Origin of the sequence: Pseudideonella sakaiensis (genome assembly GCF_048320135.1) — a bacterium.
Taxonomy (GTDB): Bacteria; Pseudomonadota; Gammaproteobacteria; order Burkholderiales; family Burkholderiaceae_C; genus Ideonella_A; species Ideonella_A sakaiensis_A.
The window spans coordinates 2063395-2078001 of record NZ_CP182947.1 but is presented as its reverse complement, the minus strand read 5'-3'; the positions used below and the strand labels follow the sequence as shown (position 1 = coordinate 2078001).

The 14607-nt window shown below is 67.2% G+C and carries 16 protein-coding genes and 1 pseudogene; 4 read left to right on the top strand and 13 right to left on the bottom strand.

The features are described from left to right. Positions 1-78: 78 nt before the first annotated feature. Positions 79-1332 (top strand): cation:proton antiporter, encoded by a 1254-nt coding sequence (locus ACNH6H_RS09255; RefSeq protein WP_418317209.1) that lies wholly within the window; start codon positions 79-81, stop codon positions 1330-1332. Positions 1333-1347: 15 nt separating this feature from the next. Here ACNH6H_RS09255 and ACNH6H_RS09250 read toward each other — a convergent pair whose 3' ends face one another. The 9 genes from ACNH6H_RS09250 to ACNH6H_RS09210 are packed head-to-tail and all read right to left on the bottom strand — an operon-like array spanning position 1348 to position 9503. Next, complete coding sequence (locus ACNH6H_RS09250; protein ID WP_418317208.1) at positions 1348-1704, bottom strand: RidA family protein; 357 nt, start codon at positions 1702-1704, stop codon at positions 1348-1350. Continuing rightward, positions 1701-2876: an NAD(P)/FAD-dependent oxidoreductase gene (locus ACNH6H_RS09245; RefSeq protein WP_418317207.1), complete on the bottom strand. Its 1176-nt coding sequence runs from the start codon at positions 2874-2876 to the stop codon at positions 1701-1703. The genes ACNH6H_RS09250 and ACNH6H_RS09245 overlap by 4 nt, the downstream gene beginning before the upstream one ends. Continuing rightward, a complete protein-coding gene (locus ACNH6H_RS09240) occupies positions 2866-4239 on the bottom strand; it encodes an FAD-dependent oxidoreductase (protein WP_418317206.1) in 1374 nt (457 codons plus the stop codon). Before ACNH6H_RS09240 ends, ACNH6H_RS09245 begins: the two co-directional genes overlap by 11 nt. Beyond that, a complete protein-coding gene (locus ACNH6H_RS09235) occupies positions 4229-4564 on the bottom strand; it encodes a (2Fe-2S)-binding protein (RefSeq protein WP_418317205.1) in 336 nt (111 codons plus the stop codon). Before ACNH6H_RS09235 ends, ACNH6H_RS09240 begins: the two co-directional genes overlap by 11 nt. Further along, positions 4554-5705, bottom strand: a complete 1152-nt coding sequence (locus ACNH6H_RS09230; protein ID WP_418317204.1) for an NAD(P)/FAD-dependent oxidoreductase — start codon at positions 5703-5705, stop codon at positions 4554-4556. The genes ACNH6H_RS09235 and ACNH6H_RS09230 overlap by 11 nt, the downstream gene beginning before the upstream one ends. A 4-nt stretch (positions 5706-5709) precedes the next feature. Further along, positions 5710-6504, bottom strand: a complete 795-nt coding sequence (locus ACNH6H_RS09225) for an ABC transporter permease (RefSeq protein WP_418317203.1) — start codon at positions 6502-6504, stop codon at positions 5710-5712. Between the two features lie 13 nt (positions 6505-6517). Further along, complete coding sequence (locus ACNH6H_RS09220) at positions 6518-7399, bottom strand: ABC transporter permease (RefSeq protein WP_418317202.1); 882 nt, start codon at positions 7397-7399, stop codon at positions 6518-6520. After that, entirely contained in the window at positions 7389-8456 is a 1068-nt protein-coding gene (locus tag ACNH6H_RS09215; protein ID WP_418317201.1) for an ABC transporter ATP-binding protein, read from the bottom strand. Before ACNH6H_RS09215 ends, ACNH6H_RS09220 begins: the two co-directional genes overlap by 11 nt. 18 nt (positions 8457-8474) lie before the next feature. After that, complete coding sequence (locus tag ACNH6H_RS09210; protein WP_418317200.1) at positions 8475-9503, bottom strand: ABC transporter substrate-binding protein; 1029 nt, start codon at positions 9501-9503, stop codon at positions 8475-8477. A gap of 195 nt (positions 9504-9698) precedes the next feature. Here ACNH6H_RS09210 and ACNH6H_RS09205 point away from each other — a divergent pair, with 195 nt between their 5' ends. The 3 genes and pseudogenes from ACNH6H_RS09205 to ACNH6H_RS09195 all read left to right on the top strand — a co-directional run bounded on the left by ACNH6H_RS09205 (position 9699) and on the right by ACNH6H_RS09195 (position 12041). Next, a complete protein-coding gene (locus ACNH6H_RS09205; RefSeq protein WP_418317199.1) occupies positions 9699-10610 on the top strand; it encodes a LysR substrate-binding domain-containing protein in 912 nt (303 codons plus the stop codon). A 13-nt stretch (positions 10611-10623) separates the two neighbouring features. Continuing rightward, positions 10624-11331, top strand: a pseudogene (locus ACNH6H_RS09200) (cyanophycinase); the annotation flags it as partial. A 77-nt stretch (positions 11332-11408) separates the two neighbouring features. Then, complete coding sequence (locus ACNH6H_RS09195) at positions 11409-12041, top strand: hypothetical protein (protein ID WP_418317198.1); 633 nt, start codon at positions 11409-11411, stop codon at positions 12039-12041. Between the two features lie 32 nt (positions 12042-12073). Here the strand turns inward: ACNH6H_RS09195 and ACNH6H_RS09190 are convergent, their stop codons facing one another. From ACNH6H_RS09190 to ACNH6H_RS09175, 4 genes are all read right to left on the bottom strand, one after another. Beyond that, positions 12074-13045, bottom strand: a complete 972-nt coding sequence (locus tag ACNH6H_RS09190; protein ID WP_418317197.1) for a TIGR00730 family Rossman fold protein — start codon at positions 13043-13045, stop codon at positions 12074-12076. A 76-nt stretch (positions 13046-13121) separates the two neighbouring features. Further along, positions 13122-13874: an LrgB family protein gene (locus ACNH6H_RS09185; RefSeq protein WP_418317196.1), complete on the bottom strand. Its 753-nt coding sequence runs from the start codon at positions 13872-13874 to the stop codon at positions 13122-13124. Continuing rightward, positions 13871-14221, bottom strand: a complete 351-nt coding sequence (locus tag ACNH6H_RS09180; RefSeq protein WP_418317195.1) for a CidA/LrgA family protein — start codon at positions 14219-14221, stop codon at positions 13871-13873. Before ACNH6H_RS09180 ends, ACNH6H_RS09185 begins: the two co-directional genes overlap by 4 nt. Positions 14222-14345: 124 nt before the next feature. Then, positions 14346-14597, bottom strand: coding sequence for an acyl carrier protein (locus ACNH6H_RS09175; RefSeq protein ID WP_418317194.1), 252 nt, complete (start codon positions 14595-14597; stop codon positions 14346-14348). Positions 14598-14607: the final 10 nt, after the last annotated feature.

Genomic DNA, 14607 nt, shown 5'->3' with positions numbered 1-14607 from the left:
CCGACAGCCCGCCGGCCGGCCGGATCGTACCGTTGCCGTGCCGGCTGATCCCATTGCCGCGGCCACGAACCGGCTCTCATGACCTACGATGTTTCGGGCTATCACCTGCTGCTCGTCGCGATCGGGCTGATCGTCATCCTGTCGTACTGGCTGCCGCGCTTCGTCTCGGGGCGCGAACCGACGTCGTCGGCGTTGTTGATCGGGCTCGGGCTGGTGGCGCTCGGCGGGCTCGGGGTCGGCGAGAGCATTGATCCGGTCACGCTGCCCAAACCCTGGGAGATCGTCAGCGAGTTGTGCGTGATCGTCGGCCTGTTCGGCGTCGGCCTCAGGATCGACAAGCTGGGGGCTGGTGCGCAATGGCGTTCGACGATCCGCCTGTTGCTGATCGCGATGCCGCTGTGCATCGCCGCGGTGACGCTCGCGGGCTGGGCCATCGGGTCGATGACGCTCGCCGGCGCGCTGCTGCTCGGTGCGGTGCTCGCGCCGACCGATCCGGTGCTGGCGGGGGATATCCAGGTCGGCCCGCCGCTGGAGGGCGGTGAGCATCCGGTGCGCTTCACGCTGACCACCGAGGCCGGGCTGAACGACGGGCTCGCCTTTCCGTTCGTCTACCTCGCAGTCGCATTCGCCGCGGCCGGACAGCTCGACCTGCCGTTGCTCGGTGACTGGCTGCTGTGGGATGTCTGCTACCGCATCAGCGTCGGTACGCTGGCCGGCGCGGCAATGGGCTGGCTGCTCGGCAAGATCATGTTCGACTGGCCAGGCGGCAATGCACTGGCGAAGACAAATTCGGCGCTGACCGCCTTTGCCGGCGTGCTGATCGTCTACGGGGTCACCGAAGCGGTCGAGGGCTACGGCTTCATCGCCGCCTTTGTCGCGGGCTTGACCTTGCGCCGCCAGGAGTCCCGCCACCACTTCCATGCCAAGCTGCACGACTTCGTGCAATCGATCGAGCATGTGCTGACCGCGCTGCTGCTGCTTGCCCTCGGCGCGGTGCTGCCCCAGCTGTGGCCGCACCTGTCGTGGAGCGCAGTGGCGATCGGCCTCGGCCTGATCCTGGTTTTTCGCCCGCTGTGTGCGTGGCTGGCGTTGCGCGGCGAGGCCAGCGCGTCGCCGCGCGAACAGGCGGTTGTGGCCTTCTACGGCATCCGCGGGATCGGCTCGGTCTATTACGTTGCCTACGCGACCAGCCACATCGAGATGGCGGACAAGGGCGCGTTGTGGGCGACCGTCGCCTTCACGATCGTCGCATCGACGGTGATCCACGGCTTTACCGCCGGCATCGCGGTCGAGCGAGCGACACGTGAAGGCGAGCAGCGAAAGCGCGCCTGACGCTCGACAGCGGCCTCAGCAGGCCGCGACGACGATGATCTCGACCAGCAGTTCGGCCGAGGCCAGCTTGGCTTCGCAGGTCGCTCGGGTCGGCACCGCATCCTGCGGAATCCAGGCGGCCCAGGCTTCGTTCATGCCGGCGAAGTCGCGCTCGATGTCGCGCAGCCAGATCTGTGCCGACAGCAGCCGCGAGCGGCTCGAGCCGACACTTTCCAGGTAGCCGTCGATCTTCGCGAGCACATCGGCGGTCTGCGCGCCGATGTCGCCGCTGCGGTCGGAGGCGGTGACGCCGGCCAGATAGACGGTGTTGTTGTGGACGACGATGCGCGACAGGCGCTGGTTCGATTGATGGCGTTGGATGTCGGTGGTCATGCGGCGAGGCTTTGAGAGGAGGAGGGGGATGCCGCGGCGGGCGCGGCGGCGAAGCGGTCGATCGCAAATGGCGCGATCGGCTGCGTGCTGCGGCCGTCGAGCAGCAACTCGGCGACGATCTGGCCGACGATCGGGCTCAGTTCGAAGCCATGTGCCGAAAAGCCGAATGCATGAACCAGATTGGGCCGTGTGCGACTGGCACTGATCACCGGAATGTGATCCGGCATGAAACCCTCGACGCCGGCCCAGGCGCGGTTGATCGCGATGCCGCGCAGGTGTGGAAACAGGTCGGTGACGGTGCGGGCGCTGGTCGCCAGCTTCATCATGTCGACCTCGCCGTGGCCTGCCACCGGGTCTGCCGCGCAGGTCAGGCCGCCGCCGATCACCACCGTGCCATTGGCAAATTGCTTGAACGACAGCGCGCGACCGGTTGCGCCGAGCACCGGCTTGACGAAGGGCGCAACCCGCGTCGTCACCATCAGCATCAGCCCGACGGCCTCGAGCGGCACCGGTTCGTCGACCTGGCGCGCAAACTCGCCGGCCCACGCGCCGGCGGTATTGACGAGGAAGTCGGCGTCGAAGCGTTGGCTCGGCGTGTCGACCTGCCAGCGTTCACCGATACGCTCGATGCGATCGGCCGGCGTGCCTTCGTGGATGATCACGCCGAGGCGCTCGCAGGCGTGGCGGAAGGCGGTGACGACGCCATACGGATAGGCATAACCGTCGTCGGCGGCCCAGATCGCGCCGCTGATGTTCGGCGTCAGTGCCGGCACCAGTTCGCGCACGACCTCGGGCCCGACCAGTTCCTCATGGGTATAGCCGAGCGCATTGAGTTGCTCGACGCGCTGGCGCAGCCGCTCCAGTTCGGCCTCGGTCTCGGCCAGTTTCAACTGGCCGCTGGCGACGAAGCCCGGGTTCTCGCCGACCAGGTCGGCCAGGTTGTGCCAGAGTGTGCGCGCGGCAACCGAAAGCGGCACCTCGGCCATGTGTCGATATACCGTTCGCACGCCGCCGGCATTGACGCCGGACGCATGGCGGCCGCAATAGTCGGCTTCGAGCAGCCGCACGCTGCAGCCGCGGCGCGCCAGTTGCAGCGCGCTCGACAAGCCCTGCAGCCCGCCGCCGATGATCAGCACATCGGAGCCGCCGGCCGTCGTCGGATCAGCTTTCACGGGCCAGGCCTCCGAGCGTGACCGGCTTGATCGGCGGCCGGATCCGGTAATAACCGACCTCGGCCGGCGCCACCTTGCGCGCATCGGCGATCACCTCGGTCACCGTCAGCCCGCACATGCGGCCTTGGCACGGGCCCATGCCGCAGCGGCCGAAAGCCTTGGCCTGGTTCGGGCCGCTGCAGCCGAGGTCGACATGGGCGCGGATGTCGCCGGCGGTGACTTCCTCGCAGCGGCATACCGTCACCGAGTCGGCCGGCACGCGGTGTTTCGGCCGGTACAAGGCGTCGAGGAACGGCCTGATTGCGAGCTGTCCGCTCAGTTCCTGGCGCAGCGGTGCGGCCAGTCGATCACGTTGCGCCTCGTCGATGTGATCGCACTGGCGTGCCACTTCCAGGCCGGCCAGCCGGCCTTGAGTCGCCGCTGCCAATGCGCCGCCGATGCCGGCGCCGTCGCCTGCAATGAAGATGCCGGGTGTGCTCAGTTCGTACCAGGCGCTGGTCTGCGGCCGCCAGCAGAGCTGCTCGTCGTCCCAGTCGTGTTCGGCACGCAGCGACCAGCTGATCTGGGTATTTGGCACCACGCCCTGGTGCAGCAGCACGACATCGGCATCGATGCGCTGCTCGCGGCCACCGATCTTGAAACGCAATGCCTGCGCACGCTCACTGCCTTCGACCGCCAGATCGCTGGCACCGCTGTGGAACGGAATCTTCGCCGCACGCAATGCCGCCATCAGCTTCAGGCCCTTGGCCAGCATCGGCCAGCCGCGCAAGGCACCGCCGGCATGGCGTGCCGCGCGAAGGTAATCGGCGCGCTCGGTGGTATCGACGATCGCGCGAATCTTCACGCCGGCCCGGAGATACTGCCAGCCGAGCAGATAAAGCAACGGCCCGCAGCCGGCCAGCACCAGCCCGTCCTGCGGCACTGCCTGCGTCGTCTTCAGCAGGATCTGCGCCGCGCCGGCCGTCATCACGCCGGGCAGTGTCCAGCCCGGAATCGGAAACGGCCGCTCCATCGCGCCGGTCGCCAGCACCACGCGTTTGGCCTGCCAGGCGCGTACGCCGCCGTTCTGCATCCCATTCACCCGGTGCTCGCGCGTCACTTCCCAGACCGCGACGCCACGCTCGTAACGCGCGCCGCTGGCCGCGAAGGCCTTCGCCAGGTCGCCGCCGGCCGCATAGTCGGGGCCGAGCAGCGCCAGCCGCTGCGGATCGGACTCGGTCACCGCACGGTAGATCTGGCCGCCCGGGGTCGCCTGCTCGTCGAGCAACACGACCGAGGCACCGGCGTCGCTGGCGGCGATCGCCGCCGACATGCCGGCGGGTCCGGCGCCGATCACGACGACATCAACCTGTTCAAGCTGCATGGTCGACCTCCGCCGCTGCGACCGTCGGCGCATGGTCCTGCGTGCGCACCGACATGCCTTCGCGCACGGTGACCAGGCACGATTGCACCGACGGCTCGCCGTCGATCTCGACCAGGCACTCGAAACACACACCCATCATGCAGTAGGGCGCCCGCGAGCCGCCGCTGACCGCGGAGCCCCGAAAACGCTGCACACCGGCGAGCAGCAGGGCCGCCGCGACGCTGCTGCCGGCGGGTACCGTCAGCGGCTGGTCGTTGAAGCGGATCTGGACGGTGGCGGCGGATGCCGCCGACGGCAATTGCCGGAACAGGATTTCAGTGGCCATGGGTATATTGACGGTTGGGGTCCGCGAAGCGGTCGCCGGAAAACGAGTCGATGCCGGCCGGTGCGGCGCCGCCCAGAATCCACGGCGCGAGCAGCTGGGCATGGTTGGCCGCCAGCGTGACGCCGCTGTGGCAGGTGACGACAAATGCGCCGGGGCAGCGGTCGGACTGCTGGTAGATCGGAAAGCCGTCCGGGCTCATCACGCGCAGCGCAGCCCAGGATCTGACGAGCTTCAGCCGCGACAAGGCCGGGAAGGTGCGCACCGCGCGCCGCGCGATTGCGGTGACGACTTCGGTCGTCGTGCGGTCGTCGAGACCGACATCCTCCATCGAGTCACCGAGCTGCACCGTGCCCTCATCGGTCTGGCGCACGTTCAGCGTCGGAAAATCGAGAAACGGTGCCGCGCGTTCGCAGATCAGCACCTGGCCGCGGTTCGGCTGCACCGGCGCGTTCAGCCCGACCAGCGGCGCCAGCTTGGCATTGCCGAGGCCGGCGGCCAGCACGATGCGCGGCGCCTGCAGCACCTCGCTGCCGGTGCGCACCGCGAACCGGCCGTCGGCAAAATCGATCGCCTGCACCGAGCGGCCGCCGAGCAGCTCGACATCGTGACGGTGCATCGCCGCATGGAAGGCGCGCAGCAGCTTCAGCGGATTGACGTCGCCGTCGAGCGGCGTATAACTCGCGCCGACCACATCCGGCCCGATCTGCGGCACCCGGTCGCGGACAGCCGCGCGATCGAGCATCTCGAACGGATAGTCGTCCGCGCTGCCGCCGAGATCGTTGCGGATCGCCTGCAGGCGATCGTTCCTGGCGGCCATCTCCGCGTCGGAAAACGAGAAGGCATAACCACCCGGCTGGCGCAGCTGCACGTCGACACCGGTCTGCTCGCGCAGCTCGGCGGCGAGTCGCGGCCAGGCCCGCGCCGACTGCATCGTCCAGCGCGCATAGGGCGTGTAGCCATAACCCTTGCCCTGCACCCAGACCAGGCCGAAATTGCCACGTGAGGCGCGGAAGGCCTGGTCGCCTTCGTCGACGACGATCACGCGCGCCTGCTGCGCCGCGAGGCCGTAGGCGACCGCGGTACCGACGAGGCCGCCGCCGACGACGATGACGTCGGCCTGATCACGAACGGTTGCGGCCACTGTTTCAGCCCTTGCCGACCAGCACGCGGTCGAGGCCGACCAGTCGATCGAGGATCAGCATCAGGATCAGCGTGCCGACGATCAGCACCGTCGACACCGAAGCGACCAGCGGGTCGATCGTGTGCGCGATCTGGTTGTACATCGCAACCGGCAGCGTCGTCGTGCCCGGTGTCGCAACGAACACCGTCATCGTCAGCTCGTCGAAACTCTGGATGAACGACAACATCCAGCCGCCGGCAACACCCGGCAGGATCAGCGGCAACACGATGCGCCTGAACGCGGTGAAGCGGCTCGCACCGAGCGACAACGCGGCGCGTTCTGCATCCTGGTCGAGCCCGGTCGCTGCCGACAGCACCAGCCGCAACGCGTACGGCATCACGACGATCACGTGGGTCATCGCCAGCCAGCCGAACGAGCCGGTAAAACCCATCGTCGAGAAAAAGCGCAGGAAGGCGACACCCAGCACGACGTGCGGGATCATCAGCGGCGACAGGAAAAACGCCATCAGCGCATTGCGGCCGACAAAACGATGGCGCACCATCGCCAGCGCGGCCGGTACCGCGAGCGCCACCGCGATCGTCGCCGACGCGAGGCCCAGCCACAACGACAGCCAGAAGGCGTCGACGATTTCGGTCGCGTCGAGGATGGCGCGGAACCAGCGCAGCGACAGACCTTCGGTGGGCATCGAGATATAGCCCTTGCTGGTGAACGAGACCGCGATCACGACCAGCAGCGGCGCCAGGATGAAGCCGATGAAGAGGGCGTGGTAGACCAGCGAGAGCCAGCCGTTCTTTCTCATGATGGTTCTCCTGTCAGCGGTCGAAGACCGCGGAATAACGGCGCTCGATCAGCCGGTTGCAGCCGAGGATGATCACGACGTTGGCGATCAGCAGCAGCACCGCGATGGTCGCGCCGAGCGGCCAGTTCAGCGTGCTGAGGAATTCGTCGTAGGCAGTGGTCGCGACGACCTTCAGGCGGCGCCCGCCGAGGATCGACGGCGTTGCGAAGGCCGATGCGGCGAGCGCAAAGACGATGATCGAACCCGACAGCACGCCGGGCACGATCTGCGGCAGGATCACGCGGCGGAATACCGTCAGTGGCTTGGCGCCGAGCGACAGGCCGGCATTCTCGATCTGCGGGTCGAGCTTCAGCAGCGCGGCCCAGACCGAGATCACCATGAACGGCATCAGCACGTGGGTCAGCGCGATCACGACGCCGGTCATCGTGAACAGCATCTTGACCGGCGAATCGGCAAGGCCGAGCGCGAGCAGCGCCTCGTTGATCAGCCCGTTGTTGCCCATCAGGATCGCCCAGCCGAGCGTGCGAACGACCACCGAGATCAGCAGCGGGCCGAGGATCACGACCAGGAACAGCGAGCGCCACGGGCTGCGCATGCGCGCCAGGATCAGCGTCTCCGGCACACCGAACAATACGCAGAGGAAGGTGACGGCGAGCGCCATGCCACCGGTGCGCAGAAAGATCTCGTGGTAATACTCGTCGCCGAGCACGTCGGCATAGTTGGCCAGCGTGTACTCGGGCAGCACGCCTCGGCTGCCGTCGAAGGCGTTGAACGACAGCAGGCCGGTCATCGTCAGCGGCACCAGCAGCAGCCCCAGAAAGAGCAGCAGCGCCGGTGCCGACATCAGCCACGGCGCAGCGGCCGTGCTGCGCGGCTTCAAGGCATCAGCGGCCATGAGGAGCCTCCGTGTGCAGCAGCCGCACGTCGTCGTCGGCCCAGGTCAGGCCGACGGCCGTGCCCTCCGCCGGCGGCACGGTGCCGCCGTTCGGCTGGCTGACACGCAGCCGGCCGAGCACGCTGTCGACCTCGAGCATCCAGTGGTTGCCGAGGAAGACGCGGTTCGCGACCTGTCCGGCAATGCCGCTGCCCGGCTCGACGACGCGGATGCGTTCGGGCCGCAGATAGATGTCGACCTTGCCGTCGTAGGACTTGCCCAGGTGCGGGACATTCATCCGCACGCCTGCCAGATCGACTTCGCAGCAGCGGCCATTGGCCTTGACCACGGTGCCGGGCACCGTATTGGTCCGGCCGAGGAAGGTCGATGCGAATGCCGATTGCGGCCGTTCGTAGGCCTCGAACGGCGTGTCGAGCTGCACGATGCGCCCGCCGTACATCACCGCGACGCGGTCGCTCATCGTCATCGCCTCGACCTGGTCGTGGGTGACCAGGATCGTCGTGATGCCGAGCTGGCGCTGGATCGCGCGAAGTTCGATGTGCATCTCCTCGCGCAGCTTGGCGTCGAGGTTGGACATCGGCTCGTCGAGCAGCAGCACCTCGGGCCGGATTGCCAGCGCACGGGCCAGCGCAACACGCTGGCGCTGGCCGCCCGACAAGGCCTTCGGATAACGGTCACCAAGCCCGGTCAGGCGCACCAGGTCGAGCGTCTCGCCGACCCGGCGCTTGCGTTCGGCGCGCGGCACGCCGCGCATCTCGAGGCCGAAGCCGAGGTTGTCGGCCACCGTCATGTGCGGGAACAGCGCGTAGCTCTGGAAGACGACGCCCATTCCGCGCTTTTCCGGACGCAACTGCGTGATGTCCTTGCCATCGCAGACGATGCGGCCCCGGCTCGGCTCGACGAAACCTGCAACCATCTGCAGTGTCGTCGTCTTGCCGCAACCCGACGGGCCCAGCAATGACAGGAATTCACCCTTTTCGACCGACAGCGAGAGGCCGTCGACCGCGGTGAAATCGCCAAAGTGCTTGGCGAGATCGTTCAGTTGCAGAAAAGACATGACAGTGGCCCCTCTATCTCAGCGCTCGACGGTGCGGTTCCAGCGCGCCGTCCACTCGCCACGCTTCTCGTTGACGACGGTCCAGTCGGTCGGGATCAGCTTGCCGACCTGCGCTTCGCCATAAGGCACCTTCGCGGCGGACGCCGGCGCCAGCTTGGTATTGCGGTTGACCGGGCCCCAGCCCTGGTTCTCGGCCAGCATCACCTGCACCTCGGGCGTCAGCAGGTACTGCAGCAGCGCCTGGGATTGCTGCGGCACGTCGCTTTGCACGACCGGGCAGGCTGCGATCATCAGCGCCAGCGCGCCTTCCTTCGGATAGACGAACTCGATCGGAAAACCGGTGTCCTTCAGCGCCTCGACGCGGCCGCTGCCCCAGACGGCCAGCGTCACGTCGCCGTTCTGGAACAGCTCGGTCATCTTGCCGGACGACGGCTCCCAGGCCAGCACGTTCGGGCCGACTTCGGATTTCAGCGCATTGAAGCCCGGGTCGATTGCGGTTGCGCTGCCGTTGCGCAGCTTCGCGAACATCAGCAGCGAATGCAGGCCGTAGGTATTCGAGATCGGCGGGATCGCGATCTTCTGCTTGAAGGTCTTGTCGGTCAGTGCTTCCCACGACGTCGGCTTCGGCAGGCCGGCCTTCTTGAAGGCTTCGGTGTTGTAGGCCAGGCCGGTCGCGACGACGCCGACGCCGACCGACTTGTCGTTCAGCTTGGCGAGCGGATAGAGGTCCTTCGTCGTTTCGGGCTTCACGTTGTCACAGAAGCCGAACTGCACCGCCTGCTGCATCGGGCCGTCGTCGAGCAGCACGAGGTCGAGTTCCTGCTTGCTCTTCTGCGCCTGCAGCTTGGCCAGCGTATCGGTCGAGTTGCCGGCGACGTAGACGATCTTCACGCCGTGTTTGGCTTCGAACGCCGGAATGATCTTTTCCTTGAACAGCTTCTCGGTCGAGCCGCCGTAGGCGCCGAGGTACAGCGTGGGCTGCTGGGCAACGGCGGTCTGGGCGGCGACGGCTGCCGCAATGGCGACGGCGAGGCGGATCGGTTTCATGCAGAGACTCCTTGATTTGGGGCGGTTTGCACCAGATTGGTTCGGGTTTTCCCGAATATGATGCCTAAAGGTTATGGACTTTTTTGCCACCGGTTGAAGTGTTTTCCCAGCGCAAAGTCGAGTCTAGGGAAGAACTGCCGTGCTGTTAAATACAAGTTTCTTGTTCGTCCATAACATTTGCACATAGACTTCGGCATGCGCCTCCGCCAGCTCGAAGCGTTCCGTGCGCTGATGATTTGCCAGACCGTGACCCGTGCCGCGGAGATGCTCAGCATCTCGCAGCCGGCGGCGTCGCGGCTGATCGCCGACCTCGAGGACAGCGTCGGCTTCATGTTGTTCGAACGGGTGCGCGGCCGCCTCAATCCGACGCCGGAGGCGCAGACGCTGTTCGAGGAGGTGCAGCAGTCGCTGATCGGCGTCGAGCGGATTGCCCGTTCGGCCAACGAGATCCGCCATCTGCAACGCGGCGTACTGCAGGTCGTTGCGGCGCCTGCGCTGGCGCTATCGTTTTTGCCGCGTGTGACTGCGCAATTCATGCAGCAGCGGCCGCAGACCGAGATCACCGTGATGTCGTACGCATCACAGGACATCGTCGACATGGCGGTCGGCCAGCGCTGCGATGTCGGCTTTGCGATCCTCGACATCGATACGCCGAGTGCACACGCCGAGCCTCTGGTCGCGACCCGGATGGTCTGTGCCGTGCCGGTGGCGCATCGGCTGGCCGCCAACAGCGTGATCGTGCCGACCGACCTGAAGGGCGAGCAGTTTGCATCGTTCCCGCGGCTGATCGAAAGCCGCTTGCACATCGACGGCCTGTTTGCCGCGCACGGCGTGCGCCGCGTGATGCGCTTCGAGACGCAGGTCTCGCAAGGCCTGTGCAGTTTTGTCGAGGCCGGCGAGGCGGTCGCACTGGTCGATGCGATCACCGCAGCCGAATACCAGGGCCAGGGCATCCGCTTCATCCCGTTCGAGCCGGTGCTGCGGCTCGCCTTCACGGTGCTGGTGCCGGCGCAGAAACGCCCGGCGCTGCTGACCAAGAGTTATGTGCAGCATGTGCGCGCCTGCGCGCTGGCCCGCCTGAACCCGCGGGATCTGCTGAAGGAATAGCCGCGCCGATGCGGTATTCATCGCCGGCGGCGACCAGAGCGACTACATCCGCTACTGGAAAGGCACCCAGCTCGATGCGACACTGCGCGGCCTGATGGCCCGCCATGCGCCGGTCGGCGGCACCAGCGCCGGCCTGGCGGTGCTCGGCCAGTTCGACTTCGCGGCGCTGAACGGTTCGGTGACGTCCGCGCAGGCGCTCGGCGATCCGTTCAACAAATACATGAGCTTCGATCCGAATCCGCTGGCGTTGACCGGCGGCTTCCTCACGCCACCGGCGCTGGCCAACACCATCCTCGACTCGCACCTCGATACCCGCGACCGCATGGGCCGGCTGATCGCGTTTGCCGCCCGACTGGTCAAGCCGGGCAGCGGCTTCGGCTGCTCCGGCGGCATCCTCACCGCCGGTGACAGCAGCAGCGGCACGGCGCGCGCGATCGGTGTCGGCGTCGAGGCCGCACTGCTCGTCGAAGGCAGTGCCACCAGCGATGTTTTTGCGCGCCGCGTCACGAATCCATCGACGTTGACCGAAAGCGCGGTCTGGTTCGTGCGGCCGCTGAGCCCGCCGACGACCTGCGCGTCGCGCAAGCCGCTGACGATGAAAACCGTCGAGATCCGCAAGCTGGCCGATTCGGCAAAGGTTTTCAACCTGACGCAGTGGAGCGGTGTCGAGCCCGCCTTTGTTGATGCGATCTCGGGCACGCTGACTTCGTCACCGTATTGAGCTGAGCCACACCGCTGCGCCCGGGCCGCCTTAGACTGCACGGCAAACCGCCGGCTGTCATCGACATGTTGGCGGCCATGAAAACCGTGCCGTATTCGATTCCCGTGATCACCTTCCTCACCTGGGGTCCGCAGGGCAGCAACCACGAATACGCGACCCGGCGTTATATCGATGCGCTCGGCCTTGGCGCGGCAGCCCGCATCGACCTCGTCGACGACATCGGGCAGGGCGCTGCCGATGTGATCGCCGGCCGGGCCGACCATCTGGTGTTGTGTGCCGTCCATCCGCAGGCGGCATCGACTGTCGCCTTGTACCGGCAAGGCCTGTACCTCGTCGACAGCTTCATCTCGAAAAGCCGCGACCTCGCCGTCGTCCGCCGTCGCGCCGCCGCGCAGCCGTGTGCACTGGCGCTGATGGAGCCGACGCGCGGCTATGTGGATACGGGACGCTGGGCGCAGACGATCAGCGTCGCCAGCGTCAGCGCAGTCGCCGACGGTCTGCGCGATGGCCGCTTCGATGCCGGCATCAGCTGGGCCGACCTCGCGCAGCAGGATCCGGCGCATTTCATCGTCGACGAATTCATCGGTTCGGTCGACGATGCCTGGCTGGTCTTCGGCCGCCAGCGGCTCAGTGACGGCGCGGTGCTGGTCTGGCCGGACAGCCCGGCGGCGCGGCTGATGCGCGGGCAGGCGGTCGATCCAGGGCGCTAGCGCCGGCAACGGCCAGTGCCGCTCGCGCCGCGTCAGATCCCGCCAGCCGGGAACAGCGGCGTGCCGTTTGCCCGGTGCCAGTCGAGGATGCCTTGCCAGGCCTGCGCAGCACTTTCGGCGTACCAGAACAACTCGCGATCTTCGGCTTCGATGACGCCTTCCTCGACCAGAAAATCGATATCGATCGCCCGGCGCCAGTAACCTTCGCCGACCAGCACCACCGGTACCGGGCTGATCTTGCGGGTCTGGATCAGCGTCAGCGTCTCGAACAGTTCGTCGAGCGTGCCGTAGCCGCCGGGGAAGGCCACCAGCGCGCATGCCCGCTTGACGAAATGCAGCTTGCGCATCGCAAAGTAGCGGAACCGGAAACACAGTCCCGGCGTGACATAGGGATTCGGATACTGTTCGTGCGGCAGCGTGATGTTCAGGCCGATCGATTCCGCGCCGACGTCGAATGCGCCCCGATTGGCCGCCTCCATGATGCCGGGCCCACCCCCGGTCGCCACCATCACCCGGTTGTCGGCCGGGCCATCTCCGGCACTCGCGATCAGCCGGCCAAGTTCACGGCTGGTTTCGTAATAACGGCTCCTGGCCTCGATCCGGCGGGCCTTCGCGACGCGGGCCTGCAATGCCGGGTCGGTCGGGTTGGCCGCGGCGGCCTCGCGGCACGTCTGCAACTGGCGCTGCGCGGCCGCCGGCTCCCAGGTGCGGGTGCTGCCGAAGATGACCACCGTGCGTTCGACACCATGGTTTCGCAACTGGTCTTCGGCCTTGAAGAAGTCGAGTTGCAGCCGCATGCCGCGTGACTCGTCGTCCTGCAGGAAGTCCATGTCCTGGTCGGCCGGCCGGTAACTCGCACTCTCCATGATCGCCTGCACGCGGCGCAGGGCTTCGGGATCGTCCTTGGTGGCCTTCGGGCATTGCCACGGCAGGGGTTCGCGGCGGCGCTGCGGGTCGGCCGGTTGCTCGGGCGGGACGGGGTGGCGGGGTGTGGTGTCGACCATTGCTTGCTTCCTGCAGATGCCGCGGGCGCCGTTCAGTGATCGGCGCTCGTTCGCGACGTGATGGCACGCTGAGCGGTCACACCAGCCGGATCGCCAGCGGCACCAGCAGCGAAGCGGCAATCGTCGACGCCGCCATGCCGATGCCGGCGAAGGTGCCGGCGACCTCACTGACCTGGAACGCGCGCGCGGTGCCGATGCCGTGCGCCGCGATGCCGACCGCCAGCCCGCGCGCCGCCGGATCGTCGATGCGCAGCGCATTCAGCAGCGGCGTGGCCATCGTCGCGCCGAGCATGCCGGTCAGCACGACCAGCACCGCGGTCAGCTCGGGCACGCCGCCGATCTTGTCGGCAATGCCCATCGCAACCGGCGCGGTGACCGACTTCGGCGCGATCGACAACACCAGCTCGGACGGCGCACCGAACAGCTTCAGCATCCACATCGCGCTCAACGCGCCGACCATGTTGCCGACCAGCAATGCCAGCGTCAGCGGCGTCAATGCCGCGCGCACCGCCGGCCATTGGCGGCGCAGCGGGATCGCCAGCGCCACCGTCGCGGTGCCGAGCAGGAAGTGGACAAACTGCGCGCCGTTAAAATAGACCTCGTACGGCGTGTCGCTGAGCGTCAGCAGCGCCACGACGACCAGCACTGCGATCAGCACCGGATTGACGAACGGGCTGCCACGCAGCCGCTGCTGCAGCCGAACCGCCAGCGCATAGGCGCCGACCGTCAGCAGCAGCCACAGCAGCGGCGTCGTGCCGAGATAGACCCAGAGGCGGCCGATCGGCGCGGCAAGCGCGGCCGGATCGGCTATCGCGGTCTGCGCCGTCATGGCTTCCGGCTTCGCCACGCCTGCAGCCGGCTGAAGATCCACACTGTCAGCGCCATCGTCAGTGCGGTGCTCGCGACCAGCACGAACAACAGCGGGCCCCACCAGGCGGCGAGCAGATCGAGGTGCAGCATCACGCCGACGCCGGCCGGCACGAACAGCAGCCCGAGGTGGCTCAACAGCCCGACGCCGAGCGTCTCGACCCGCTCCTTCCAGCGCCCGAGCATCGGCCAGCACAGGAACAGGCCGAGCATGCCGATCACCGGGCCGGGCAGCGGCAGCTGCAGCAGATAGGCAATGGCTTCGCCAAGCAACTGGAACAGCAGCAACAGGGTCAGTGCCTCGAGCATGCGTCATCTTCGCCCGGATTCGCTGCTGCGGGCGTCGGCCGCACGACATCGTCGCCGATCCGCCACGGCGGCAGGCAGCGGTGGCAGCGCCGGTCGCCCTGCCGGACCTGTCAGCCCGGCCGCGTCAGGCGTTGGCGTTGGCGCCTTGCAGATAACCGATCAGGCCGCGCATCGTCTGCAGCCTCGGTGCGTCGGCTTCCGGGATCTTGCGCCCGCTGCGTTCGCTGATGCCGATCAGGAAATTGAGGAAGTCCATCGAATCGAGGTCGAGTGCCTCGCGCAGGTCTTCGTCGTCACCGACGGTCGACAGATCGGCTTCGGGCGCGATGCCGGCGAGCACGTCGGCGGCCATCTTGCGGATATCGGTTTCATTCATCTTGTTTGCC

Bases quoted from the DNA above. Each gene is read 5' to 3' on its own strand.
- ACNH6H_RS09225 (WP_418317203.1), bottom strand. From the start codon at position 6,504: ATGAGAAAGAACGGCTGGCTCTCGCTGGTCTACCACGCCCTCTTCATC.
- ACNH6H_RS09210 (WP_418317200.1), bottom strand. From the start codon at position 9,503: ATGAAACCGATCCGCCTCGCCGTCGCCATTGCGGCAGCCGTCGCCGCC.
- ACNH6H_RS09180 (WP_418317195.1), bottom strand. From the start codon at position 14,221: ATGCTCGAGGCACTGACCCTGTTGCTGCTGTTCCAGTTGCTTGGCGAA.
- ACNH6H_RS09235 (WP_418317205.1), bottom strand. From the start codon at position 4,564: ATGGCCACTGAAATCCTGTTCCGGCAATTGCCGTCGGCGGCATCCGCC.
- ACNH6H_RS09220 (WP_418317202.1), bottom strand. From the start codon at position 7,399: ATGGCCGCTGATGCCTTGAAGCCGCGCAGCACGGCCGCTGCGCCGTGG.
- ACNH6H_RS09240 (WP_418317206.1), bottom strand. From the start codon at position 4,239: ATGCAGCTTGAACAGGTTGATGTCGTCGTGATCGGCGCCGGACCCGCC.
- ACNH6H_RS09190 (WP_418317197.1), bottom strand. From the start codon at position 13,045: ATGGTCGACACCACACCCCGCCACCCCGTCCCGCCCGAGCAACCGGCC.
- ACNH6H_RS09175 (WP_418317194.1), bottom strand. From the start codon at position 14,597: ATGAATGAAACCGATATCCGCAAGATGGCCGCCGACGTGCTCGCCGGC.
- ACNH6H_RS09205 (WP_418317199.1), top strand. From the start codon at position 9,699: ATGCGCCTCCGCCAGCTCGAAGCGTTCCGTGCGCTGATGATTTGCCAG.
- ACNH6H_RS09195 (WP_418317198.1), top strand. From the start codon at position 11,409: ATGAAAACCGTGCCGTATTCGATTCCCGTGATCACCTTCCTCACCTGG.
- ACNH6H_RS09250 (WP_418317208.1), bottom strand. From the start codon at position 1,704: ATGACCACCGACATCCAACGCCATCAATCGAACCAGCGCCTGTCGCGC.
- ACNH6H_RS09215 (WP_418317201.1), bottom strand. From the start codon at position 8,456: ATGTCTTTTCTGCAACTGAACGATCTCGCCAAGCACTTTGGCGATTTC.
- ACNH6H_RS09255 (WP_418317209.1), top strand. From the start codon at position 79: ATGACCTACGATGTTTCGGGCTATCACCTGCTGCTCGTCGCGATCGGG.
- ACNH6H_RS09185 (WP_418317196.1), bottom strand. From the start codon at position 13,874: ATGACGGCGCAGACCGCGATAGCCGATCCGGCCGCGCTTGCCGCGCCG.